Origin of the sequence: Neptuniibacter sp. (assembly GCF_024231755.1) — a bacterium.
In the GTDB taxonomy this organism is placed as follows: domain Bacteria; phylum Pseudomonadota; class Gammaproteobacteria; order Pseudomonadales; family Balneatricaceae; genus Neptuniibacter.
On sequence record NZ_JAAEQH010000287.1, the window covers coordinates 18,266 to 30,063 of the forward strand.

Consider the following 11,798-nt stretch of genomic DNA (forward strand, 5'->3'; position numbering starts at 1 on the left):
TTTTACTCCAGTCCAGCTTGAAGAATCTCGACCACCAACTGCTCAAAAGGAATGCCGTCCTCTGCTGCAGCCATTGGTACCAGACTATGATCGGTCATGCCCGGAGCAGTATTGATCTCCAGTAGCTGGAAATTACCATCCCTATCCTGCATCACATCAACACGCCCCCAACCTCGGCAACCCACTGCATCAAATGCATCAACTGCTAGCTGCTTTAGTTCATCAACTTCCATCGTGTTCAAGCCTGTCTCAAACTTATATTGGGTATCGTTGGAGACATATTTAGCGTTGAAATCATAAAACTCATGGCTGGTTATCAGTCTAATTGGAGGCAGAGCCTTTCCATTCAGTATCGCCACTGTAAATTCACTACCCGACATCCAGCTTTCAGCAATAACACTGCGGTCGAACTCATTTGCTGCTGCCAGCGCTTCCGCTAATCCATTCTGGTCTGTAACCTTGCTCATCCCGATGCTTGAACCTTCATGAGCAGGCTTAACAATGATTGGAGAGCCAAGTTGTTCAACAACTTTCTGAAGATCAGAAGCATTGTTCAACACTGCAAACTTTGGCGTTGGCAGGCCCGCACCAATCCATAGTTGTTTGGTACGCAGCTTATCCATGCCGATGGCAGAAGCAGCTACTCCACTACCGGTGTAGGGCTGGCCTAAAAACTCCAATACACCCTGTATTGTCCCATCTTCACCACCTGGACCATGCAAAATCAGAAACGCTCGGTCGAAAGACTCAGATTCCAACTGCTGAAGCGGGCTTTGAGTGTTATCGTCTCCACACAGATCGATACCAAATGCATCAACACCTGCGCGCTGCAATCCTGCTAAAACAGCCGCACCACTCTTCAGGGATACAGGACGCTCAGATGAGTTACCGCCATAAACAACAGCAACACGGCCTAGGGCAGATTTTAGCTGCTCATCTACCTGATAAGTCACGCCTCACCCTCCTCTGCTACCAGAGAAAGCTGGTTCAACTGATGCGCAAGCGCAGTGATATCGCCCGCACCCTGCGTCAATAACAGGTCGCCCGGTTGCAGGATATCTTTCAATACATCGGCAACCCCATCCTTATCGCTGACAAAGACAGGATCAATACGTCCACGCTGGCGAATACTGCGGCACAAACTACGGCTATCAGCACCAGCCACTGGTTCCTCACCTGCGGCATAAACCTCCAATAGAAGAAGTACATCCACTTCAGATAGCACTTCCACAAAGTCTTCATACAGATCGCGGGTACGGCTGAAGCGGTGAGGCTGATAAATCATAACCAGACGTTTCTCCGGCCAGCCTTCACGTACTGCTTTAACAACGGCATTAACTTCACGCGGGTGATGGCCATAATCATCAACCAGCATCACATCTCCACCAGATACAGGCACATCACCCAGGATCTGGAAACGACGGCCTACACCCTCAAACTCTTCTAATGCCTTACAGATTGCGGCATCAGCAATACCTTCATCGGTTGCAACAGCGATGCAGGACAATGCATTCAAGACATTATGATGCCCTGGCATATTCAACGAGATTTCAAGATCAGCAAAACCTTCAGGGCGTTTCGCAGTGAATCTGGTGCACATTCCTTCCTGGCGGATATTCTCTGCACGGTAGTCAGCGTCTTCATTAACACCGTAGGTAATAACTGGGCGACTTACTTCCGGCAGGATTTCACATACCACCGGGTCATCGGTACACATAACTGCCAGACCATAAAATGGAAGGTTGTGCAGGAACTCAACAAAGGTTTTCTTTAAGCGGGAGAAATCATTCTCATATGTTTCCATATGATCTGCATCGATGTTGGTCACAATCGCTACCATCGGCTGTAGATGCAGGAATGACGCGTCACTCTCATCAGCTTCAGCAACCAGATAACGACTTGTTCCCATCTTGGCATTGGTTCCAGCGCTGTTTAGACGACCACCGATAACAAAAGTCGGATCAAGTTCACCTTCAGCAAAGATCGAAGCCAACAAACTGGTAGTAGTGGTTTTACCGTGAGTACCTGCCACTGCAATACCATGACGATAACGCATCAGCTCTGCCAGCATCTCTGCGCGACGAACAATAGGGATACGCTGTTCACGAGCGGCAATGACTTCTGGATTTTCTTCGTTCACTGCGGTGGATACCACTACCACGTCTACATCAACAATATTCTCTTGAGCATGACCGATAAAGATATCCATGCCCAAGCCTTGCAGACGATTGGTAGTAGCAGATGCTTTAATATCTGAGCCAGAGATTTTATAACCCTGATTCAGCAACACTTCGGCAATGCCGCACATGCCTACACCACCAATCCCAATAAAGTGGATACGGCTGATACGGCGCATTTCTGGGATTTCAAAACGGGTAAACGCTTTATTATCTTGTGTCATTATCCAATTGCCTCAAGACAAACCTTGGCCACTTCATCGCGCGCTGCGGGTCTACCCAGTGCTTTAGCCTTATTTGCCATCTCTATCAGCACTTCGCGCTGACTTAATTGTTCTGTTAACAGTTTCCGCAGACGCTCTTTACTCAAGTCGGACTGCTGCACTAACACTGCTGCACCTTCATCTGCCAGATAACCTGCATTTTTTGTCTGATGATCATCAACTGCGAATGGGAAGGGCACCAAAACCGAAGCTACACCGGCAATCGACAGCTCGCTCACAGTCAGAGCTCCAGCACGACATAACACCACATCAGCCCACGCGTAAGCCTCATCCATACCATCAATAAACGGAACGACCTTACAATCGTTTACTCCGAACTGCTCATATCTCTGCAGCGTTTCTTCAATATTTCGCTTACCGGTTTGGTGCCAAACTTCCGGCCGCTGCTCTTCAGATAGTTCAGCCAGTACTTCTGGAAGCAGGTCATTGATTGCCTTAGCCCCAAGGCTACCACCAACAACCAACAAGCGAATTTTCCCCTCACGACTTAGCATCCGGTCATCAGGATTACCCATACTTAAGATGCTGCCACGAACCGGGTTTCCTACCGACGTTGTTTCGACTCCTGACTTGAAAGCACCTTTAAACGCTTCCAACGTTTTCTTTGCAAAACGCGATAGCAGTTTATTAGTCATACCCGCTACTGCATTCTGCTCGTGAATAATAAGAGGTTTTCGACACAGCCAAGCAGCCAAACCTCCTGGGCCAGAAGCAAAGCCTCCCATTCCCAGAACCACATCAGGTTCCACTCTACGCAGTACGGATAAGGCCTGCCAAAGGGCAAGCAACAATTTAAAAGGCGCTAATAACAGGCTTAATTTACCTTTACCACGCAGGCCTTTTACATCGATTGAGTGGAACTTAATTCCAGATCCAGAGACAAGATCAGCCTCCATACCATGTCGAGAACCCAGCCACTCCACATGAACACCTTGTTCCTGTAACTTTTCAGCAGTTGCCAACGCTGGGAATACATGACCACCAGTTCCACCTGCCATAATCAGAGCAACAGATTGCGTTTTATCGCTCATACCTGCTCCCCCTGGGCTTTAACTTTGCTTTTAGCAGGCTGCTTTGCGCCACTGGAACCTTTATCTGCCTTCAATTCGTAATCCACTCGTAAAATAACCGCCAACATCGCGCAGCTGACCAACAAACTACTGCCACCATAACTAACCAACGGCAAAGTCAGGCCTTTAGTTGGCAGAGCACCCACATTCACACCAATGTTGATTAGTGCCTGCCCCGCAAAAATAATCCCAAAGCCGTAGCAAACATAGGCTTTAAAAAATGCTTTGGTTTTCTCGGCCCGACGTCCAATTCTGAAAATATTCACAATCAGAACAGCAAACAGAATGATCAGTGCTGCTGCGCCGATAAAGCCCAATTCTTCAGCCAGTACAGAGAACACAAAATCCGTGTGCGCCTCCGGTAGATAAAACAGTTTCTGTACACTGTTACCTAAGCCCGTTCCAAACCACTCACCACGACCAAACGCTATCTGAGCCTGCGAAAGCTGATAGCCTGTACCGAAAGGATCTGACCAAGGGTCCAAAAAGCTCTGCAAGCGCGCCATACGATAGGGCTGCAATCCAACAACCGCCACCAGCAATGCAATAACACTAGAGATCACCATGAGGAATTGGGAAAAGCGCATCCCCCCCAGAAAGATCATCCCCATCACGGTGCCCATCAGCACAACTAGCGCTCCGAAATCCGGCTCAAAGTAGAGCAGAATGCAGAAGATACCCAAAGGAAGCGTCGGTTTTGCTATCCCTTTCCAACTGCTACGCACCTCATCCAGACGACGTACCAGATACCCCGCCATGTACATCACCATACAAAACTTCGCTACCTCAGAAGCCTGCAGGTTAAGTGGCCCAAGCGGTAACCAGCGGCGACTACCATTAACTATTTTCCCAACACCAGGGATCAACACCAGAATCAGCAATACGCCTGCTGCGATCATCCACCAATGCCCGGTTCGCTCCCAGAATGAAAGCGGTATACGCCAAACAATAATCGCCCCTACTATAGAGATCGAAATAAAGATTGCTTGGCGGATCACATAGAAATAAGGTGTTCCATTATTCTTTAACGCCACATCCAGTGATGCTGAACTAATCATCACAAATCCGATCAGGATCAACGCTGCAGCACAACTTAACACCCAGGGATCAAACGGCAACACGACATTAGCCGTCTTAGGCTGTAACTCTCTCCTGAACGAGAACAGTTTGAACGGATTCAACGCCTGAGCATTCATTCCGAGTTCCCCAACTCTGCAACAGCAGCTACAAACTTCTCACCCCGTTCAGGAAAACCACTAAACATATCAAAGCTGGCACAAGCTGGAGAAAGCAGAACAATATCACCTTCTTGAGCCAATCCTGCTGATGTTTGAACCGCCTTAAACATATCCTCAGCAGGTTGTTTTTCTATCTCACCACAAGCATCCGCCAGCTGCTGACCATCTTCACCTATATACACAAGCGCACGACAGTATTGAGCCATTGGCGCTGCCAGTTCAGAAAATTCGGCACCTTTGCCTACACCACCTGCAACCAGAATAATCTTCTGCGAAGCCTGAAGCGTTTCACCAAGGCCGTTCAGGGCAGCAACTGTTGCCCCAACATTGGTTCCCTTAGAATCGTTGAAATAACTGACGCCTTTTTTATCCGCTACCCACTGACAACGATGATCCAAACCACCAAAATCACGCAGTGCATTGAGCATCGCATCTATCGGCAACCCTGCCGCTTGACCCAAAGCCAAAGCAGCCAAAGCATTAGCCATATTGTGGCTACCACGGATCTTAAGCTCTGAAACTGGTAGTAATTTTTCCAGACCAAGAGCTAAATAGGTTTCACCCTCTTCTTCAATCAAGCCAAATAGTTTGAGATCGGGCTTACCCAGATGATAAGCACGGGTATCAACTCCCGTAGGTAATAGAGGCGAAGTCAGTGCATCATCTCTATTGATTACTACATGCTTCGCGCCTCGGAAAATACGGTGCTTGGCTTTGTAGTAATCCTGCATGGAATCATAGCGATCAAGATGATCAGGGCTGATATTTAGAACAGTAGCAACTTCTGCACGGAGGTCATTGGCAGTCTCCAACTGGAAGCTGGAAAGCTCCATTACATAAAGATCTTTCTCTGCCTCTTGCAGCATATCCAGTACAGGAGTACCGATATTGCCACACACACCTACGTTCAGCCCCGCTTCCGCAGCCATCTCACCAACAAGAACCGTAACAGTACTTTTCGCATTAGAACCGGTAATCGCGATAATTGGCGCAGTGACTTCACGGCAGAACAGATCAATATCACCACTTAATTTAACCCCTGCCGCAACAGCTTCACGGATAGCAGGCTCACTTTGGGCCACACCGGGGCTTAAGATCAGCTCGCTAGCAGACTTAAGGTAATTTGCATCAAAGTCGCCGCAGCGCAATTCGACATCTGGAAATTCTGCAGCTAACTCATCAGCTCCGGGAGGGTTTTCACGGCTATCACACACAGAAAAGGCCACACCTTTTCCTGCCAGAAAACGCGCGCACGCCAGCCCGGTCTTGCCTAAACCGATTACAATTTTAAAATTGTCACTGGCGATCAAACTCATTTCTTTGCCTTAATTCTATATCTTTCTTTTAACGAATCTTCAGTGACGCCAGACCAATCAGCACCAATACAACAGTGATAATCCAGAAGCGCACAATGACACGTGGCTCCGGCCAACCTTTAAGCTCAAAGTGGTGATGCAACGGTGCCATGCGGAAGATACGTCGTCCGGTCAGTTTGAATGAAGCTACCTGCAGAATTACCGAGATAGTTTCTGCTACAAAAACACCACCCATAATTACCAATACAAGTTCCTGACGTACGATAACTGCCACAACGCCCAAAGCTGCACCTAGTGATAATGCACCTACATCACCCATAAATACCTGCGCTGGATAGGTGTTAAACCAAAGGAACCCTAAACCGGCCCCAACAATCGCACCGCAGAAAATAATCAGTTCACCAGAACCTGCCACGTACGGAATCAACAGATAATCAGCAAACTGGCTATGGCCAGACAAATATGCAAATACACCCAAAGCACCCGCCACGAGTACTGTTGGCAAGATTGCCAGGCCGTCCAGACCATCGGTAAGGTTTACCGCATTGGAGCTACCCACAATCACGAAGTAAGTAAACACGATAAAAAAGATGCCCAGCTCAATTGATACATCTTTCAAAAACGGAATCAGCAAGGAAGTTTCAGCAGGCGTCTGTGCGAAGAAATACAACAAGACTGCTGCACCAAAACCGCCAACAGACTGCCACAGATATTTCCAGCGCGCTGGAAGGCCACGCGGATTTTTCTCAACCACTTTGCGATAATCATCTACCCAGCCAACTGCACCAAAGATCAACGTTACACCCAAAGTGACCCAGACATACTTGTTAGTCAGATCACTCCAAAGCAGCGTACTGATGGCAATAGCAACCAGTATCAATGCACCACCCATGGTCGGCGTACCCGCTTTGCTCAAATGAGTCTGCGGTCCATCATCACGCACTGCCTGACCAATCTGGTTGCTACGCAACTTGTTGATCATATAGGGACCTACCAACAGAGCGATTAATAGGGCCGTCAACACCCCAAAAATCCCTCTCAAAGTCAGATACTGAAATACGGCAAAGCCGCTGTAGTAATCTGATAACAATTCCGCTAACAGTGGTAGCATCGCCTTTATTCCCCTTCCATCAGGCTTTTCACAACCTGATCCATTGCTGCGCTTCTGGAACCTTTGATCAGGATATTCACTCCTTCACAGGCCACTTTTTTTAGCTCAGCGATTAATTCATCTTTAGTTTCAAAATGCATTCCATGCTTTCCCGCTGCCGCTGCATAAGCGTCAACAGAGTGCCGGGACAGCGCACCAGTCGCCATAAAACGACTGGTCCCCTTCTGCGCTGCCCGACAACCTACCTCTTCATGCTGTTCGGAAGCTTCATCTCCCAACTCAGCCATATCTCCTAACACCAATATCGACTCACCCGGCAAACTGACCAACAGGTCAATTGCTGCCTTAACAGATCCCGGATTAGCGTTGTAACTATCATCGATGACCAATGCGCCAGAAACACTCTTAAGTGGGCGCATTCGTCCAGCAACCGCCGTAAACTGCTCCAATCCAGCAGCGATTTCAGACAGTGCCATGCCCTGCGCACTTACGGCAGCTGTTGCTGCAAGAGCATTAGCCACATTATGAATACCCATTACTGAAAGTCGCACCGAGCTGGACTCATCCCCTCTATGCAACCTAAAGCTATAACAACCGTTTGCAGAGGTATTAAGATCTGTCGCATAGATATCTGCTTCAGAATCACTGAGTGAAAACGTCAGTGTTTTTTGCCCGGACACATAATTCAACCAGAAACCGGCATGCTCATCATCCAGATTGATAATGGCCGTACCGTCCGTTTCTCCAAGCTTGGAGTAGATCTCAGCCTTGGTTTCAACGACTCCTTGCAGAGAACCAAAACCTTCCAGATGCGCACCCATTGCATTATTAAGGATTGCCACATCAGGCAAAGAAAGCTCTGTGGTATATGCGATCTCACCACGGGCACTGGCACCCTGCTCAATAACAGCAATCTCATCTTGATCAGTAAGAGATAACAATGTCAGTGGCACACCAAAGTCATTATTCAGGTTACCTTTGGTCGCTAATACCTGAGCATTCTGCGACAAAATACTGTGCAACATCTCTTTCACAGTTGTTTTACCGCTACTACCGGTAACCGCATAAACCGGGCCTTTAAAACGTTGGCGATTTGCTAATGCGGCCTGCGCTAAAGCAATACGAGTATCTGGTGTTATCCACTGCGGTACAGGAAGATCCAGCCTGCGCGATACTACTGCCGCAACCGCCCCTTTCTCTACCGCCTGCTCAACAAAGTTGTGACCATCAAAATTAGGCCCAACCAATGCAATAAACAGATCACCTTTTTTAATAGTACGGGTGTCTGTACTTACTCCGGTAAACGCTACATTCTTAGTCAGTTCACCAGAGAACTGGTTTTGCAGATCTGAAAGCTGCCATTTACCGATCATGCCGCCACCCCCAGAATCTGTTTACTAATCACCAGATCACTGAACGGATAACGAGTGCCCGCAATTTCCTGATAGTCTTCATGTCCTTTACCAGCGATCAAAACCACATCTTCCGGCGAAGCTTGTTTGATAGCTAAACCAATCGCCTCAGCACGATCCGCCTCAATGGCCGGAATATGCTGATGGATACCACTCTGAATCATCTCTATTATCTGTTCAGGCCTTTCTGACCGAGGGTTATCACTAGTGACTACCAAGTGATCTGCCAACTGGTCTGCAATCTTGCCCATCAATTCACGTTTACCCTGATCTCTGTCGCCACCACAACCAAACACACACCACAAAGTTCCTGCTGTGTGCGCACGTACAGCCATCAGCGCTTTCTCGAGTGCATCCGGCGTATGAGCGTAATCAACAATAACCAATGGTTTGTCCGCCGCAACAATGGCCTGCATCCGTCCTGGAACAGAATCCAGCCCAGCCAAACCATCTACAATCTGTTGTTTACTAAAACCTTGTTCCGCCAGTACTGCTGCAACCAACAGAAGGTTATCCAAGTTAAACTCGCCGATGATTTTGCTGCAGAAAGCAAAGTTACCATCCGGTGTTTTTAGCTCCGCTTCAATACCATGCAACGCCAAACGATAAGCAGCTGCCACATAGTCGCCCTGCATTCGCCCAACCGCTACTTTTTTGCCGTTCACAGAGTTATCAGCAAGAAGCTTGCGTCCATACTCATCATCAGAATTGATAATCGCAGCCTTGAGATCATATTCACGGAACAGAATGGACTTAGCCTCACCATAAGCGTCCATTGTGCCGTGATAGTCCAGATGATCACGGCTCAGATTAGTGAACAGCGCATAGTCAAAATCTACCGAAGCGACCCGCCCTTGCTCTAATGCATGGCTGGATACTTCCATCACCACCGCTTCTGCACCCTGCTCCTTGAGTTGAGCAAACAGGCGTTGCAGACCAATCGCATCTGGGGTGGTATGTGTAGCTGAGCTCAACTGGCCCGGAAAGCCGTTACCGACGGTACCGATAATCGCAGTTTTCACATCCAGAGCGTTCATCGCCTGAGCAACAAAATGAGCACAGGAGGTTTTTCCATTAGTGCCAGTAATACCAATCACTCGCAGAGAACTGCTTGGATCGGCATAGAAACGTGAGGCGATCAATCCCAGTTTCTCAGTCAGATCAGGTATAGCAATTACAGGCACTGATAGTTCAGGGCATTCAACTGCATCCAGCGGATCAATCAGAACCGCTACAGCACCTTTCGCTACGGCACCTTCGACAAAATCCGAAACTTTATATTGCAAACCAGAGCGAGCAATAAACAGCGTACCTTGTGATACTTCGCGACTATCCTGTGACAGTGCAGAAACGACAATACCGGCAGTAGATTTTTCAACCCACTCCGGTATCAGTTCTGCTAATGTCCAGGTTTGCGCTTGCATCGTTTACCTCTGCGCTATCTGTTTATCTGCTTTCTTCAATTCAGGCCAATCATCTGGTGGAATATTCATTAACCGCAACGCACCACCTACAGCTCGAGAAAACACTGGAGCTGCCACTTCACCACCGTAATATTCCTGCCCTTTCGGGTTATCAACCATCACTACAGTTACCAAACGTGGATCACTGGCTGGCGCCATACCAGCAAAAAACGACAGATACTGATCATCGATATAACCGCCACGCCCCACTTTGTGTACGGTGCCGGTTTTCCCGGCAACCCGGTAACCCGGAACAGCAGCTCTTCGCCCCGTGCCTTTAACACTAATCACCGTCTCCATCATCTCGCGTACTTCGCGGGCAACATGCGCTGGCATCACCCGTACCGGTTTCTCTGCCTCATTCTGACGAATCAGACTTACCGGGCTAACAACACCATCATTCGCCAGTGCCAGATACGACTGCGCTAGTTGTAGCGGCGTAACAGACAGACCATAGCCATAAGAAAGCGTGGCTCTTTCAATTAGTTGCCTTTCGTTCAGATACGGTAGATAACCAGTACTCTCTCCCGGAAAACCTATACCCGTTGCCTGGCCCAACCCAAGGTTGTGGTACAGGTTACGAACCGATCCTTCCGGTAGGCTGAGCGATAGTTTTGTCACTCCCACATTACTGGATTTGGTAATAATGGTTGAAACATCAATCTCGCCATAATTGCGGTGATCACGAATCGTTTTCCGCTTAACTTTCATATAACCCGGTGACGTATCAACCATCGACTCAGGTGAGTACTGGCCACTCATCAATGCAGCAGCTACTGTCATCGGTTTAACCGTAGAACCGGGTTCAAATGTATCTGTCAGAGCCCGATTACGCAGGGCATTTGATACTCTTTGACGTGGATCATTCGGGTTATAGGATGGCTGATTAACCATCGCTAACACTTCACCTGTAGCCACATCCAGCATGACCAATGAACCACCATCAGCGTTATGCGCTTGCACTGCCGCTTTTAGCTCTCGGTACGCAAGATACTGAAGGCGAAGATCGATACTTAGTTCAATATCATTACCATGCTGAGCTGGCTTTACCTCGTTGATATGTTTAATGGTTCGCCCTAAACGATCCTTCATTACCAACTGTTTACCAGCATCCGCTTTCAGCCAATCCTCGTAGGCCAGCTCCAACCCTTCCTGACCCTTACCATCCAAATTGGTAAAACCAACCAGATGGGTTGTTACTTCTGCCGCCGGGTAATAACGCTTATATTCCCGATCGACATGAATACCTTTTATACGTAAAGCCCTAATCTGTTCAGCCAGTTCTGGTGTCGCCTGCCGCTGTAGATACAAAAAACGACGACTACGATCCTGATTTAACTTTGCCAACAGTTTTTTCTTGTTGGTCTTTAGCAGTGCAGCTAATTTACCTAAAGACGCATGTTGCAGATCTGTTTTCGCAGGATCAGCCCAGATCGTCGCTACTGGGGCACTCACCGCCAGCGGCTCACCATTCCTATCTGTAATAATTCCTCGATGCGCGGGCACCTGAACAGTCCGCAGCGTACGAGCATCCCCCTGGGTTTGTAGGAAAGCCTGTTCCTCCACATACAGGGAGAGCATACGAGCAGTAATACCCACAGCAACAAGCAATAGCAGGACCAGCACCAACCAAAGGCGCCAACCTCTTCCTGCTTCTGCTGTTACCGATTCATCGCTCATTCTTTACAATCTCGATCTGCTCAATATCAGGCACTTTCATTGCCAGA

9 protein-coding genes are annotated in these 11,798 nt (G+C 48.2%); all 9 read right to left on the minus strand.

Translation table 11 applies throughout. The features are described from left to right. Nucleotides 1-2 precede the first annotated feature (2 nt). Genes GY843_RS16900 through GY843_RS16940 form a run of 9 tightly spaced genes read right to left on the minus strand, consistent with a single transcriptional unit; the run spans nucleotide 3 to nucleotide 11,751 of the window. A complete protein-coding gene (locus GY843_RS16900) occupies nucleotides 3-953 on the minus strand; it encodes a D-alanine--D-alanine ligase (RefSeq protein WP_297311324.1) in 951 nt (316 codons plus the stop codon). After that, nucleotides 950-2,401: a UDP-N-acetylmuramate--L-alanine ligase gene (gene murC, locus GY843_RS16905; RefSeq protein ID WP_297311325.1), complete on the minus strand. Its 1,452-nt coding sequence runs from the start codon at nucleotides 2,399-2,401 to the stop codon at nucleotides 950-952. Before murC ends, GY843_RS16900 begins: the two co-directional genes overlap by 4 nt. Further along, on the minus strand, nucleotides 2,401-3,492 hold the full coding sequence (murG, locus tag GY843_RS16910; RefSeq protein WP_297311326.1) for an undecaprenyldiphospho-muramoylpentapeptide beta-N-acetylglucosaminyltransferase: 1,092 nt from the start codon (nucleotides 3,490-3,492) through the stop codon (nucleotides 2,401-2,403). Before murG ends, murC begins: the two co-directional genes overlap by 1 nt. Further along, nucleotides 3,489-4,727 carry a putative lipid II flippase FtsW gene (gene ftsW, locus GY843_RS16915; protein WP_297311327.1) on the minus strand — a complete coding sequence of 413 codons (1,239 nt, stop codon included), beginning with the start codon at nucleotides 4,725-4,727 and terminating at the stop codon, nucleotides 3,489-3,491. Before ftsW ends, murG begins: the two co-directional genes overlap by 4 nt. Beyond that, nucleotides 4,724-6,085, minus strand: a complete 1,362-nt coding sequence (murD, locus tag GY843_RS16920; RefSeq protein WP_297311328.1) for a UDP-N-acetylmuramoyl-L-alanine--D-glutamate ligase — start codon at nucleotides 6,083-6,085, stop codon at nucleotides 4,724-4,726. The genes ftsW and murD overlap by 4 nt, the downstream gene beginning before the upstream one ends. A 28-nt stretch (nucleotides 6,086-6,113) precedes the next feature. Then, nucleotides 6,114-7,196: a phospho-N-acetylmuramoyl-pentapeptide-transferase gene (gene mraY, locus GY843_RS16925; protein ID WP_297311330.1), complete on the minus strand. Its 1,083-nt coding sequence runs from the start codon at nucleotides 7,194-7,196 to the stop codon at nucleotides 6,114-6,116. 5 nt (nucleotides 7,197-7,201) lie between these two features. Continuing rightward, nucleotides 7,202-8,569 carry a UDP-N-acetylmuramoyl-tripeptide--D-alanyl-D-alanine ligase gene (gene murF, locus GY843_RS16930; RefSeq protein ID WP_297311331.1) on the minus strand — a complete coding sequence of 456 codons (1,368 nt, stop codon included), beginning with the start codon at nucleotides 8,567-8,569 and terminating at the stop codon, nucleotides 7,202-7,204. Continuing rightward, nucleotides 8,566-10,032 carry a UDP-N-acetylmuramoyl-L-alanyl-D-glutamate--2,6-diaminopimelate ligase gene (locus tag GY843_RS16935; RefSeq protein WP_297311332.1) on the minus strand — a complete coding sequence of 489 codons (1,467 nt, stop codon included), beginning with the start codon at nucleotides 10,030-10,032 and terminating at the stop codon, nucleotides 8,566-8,568. The genes murF and GY843_RS16935 overlap by 4 nt, the downstream gene beginning before the upstream one ends. A gap of 3 nt (nucleotides 10,033-10,035) precedes the next feature. Then, nucleotides 10,036-11,751, minus strand: coding sequence for a penicillin-binding protein 2 (locus GY843_RS16940; protein WP_297311333.1), 1,716 nt, complete (start codon nucleotides 11,749-11,751; stop codon nucleotides 10,036-10,038). Nucleotides 11,752-11,798: the final 47 nt, after the last annotated feature.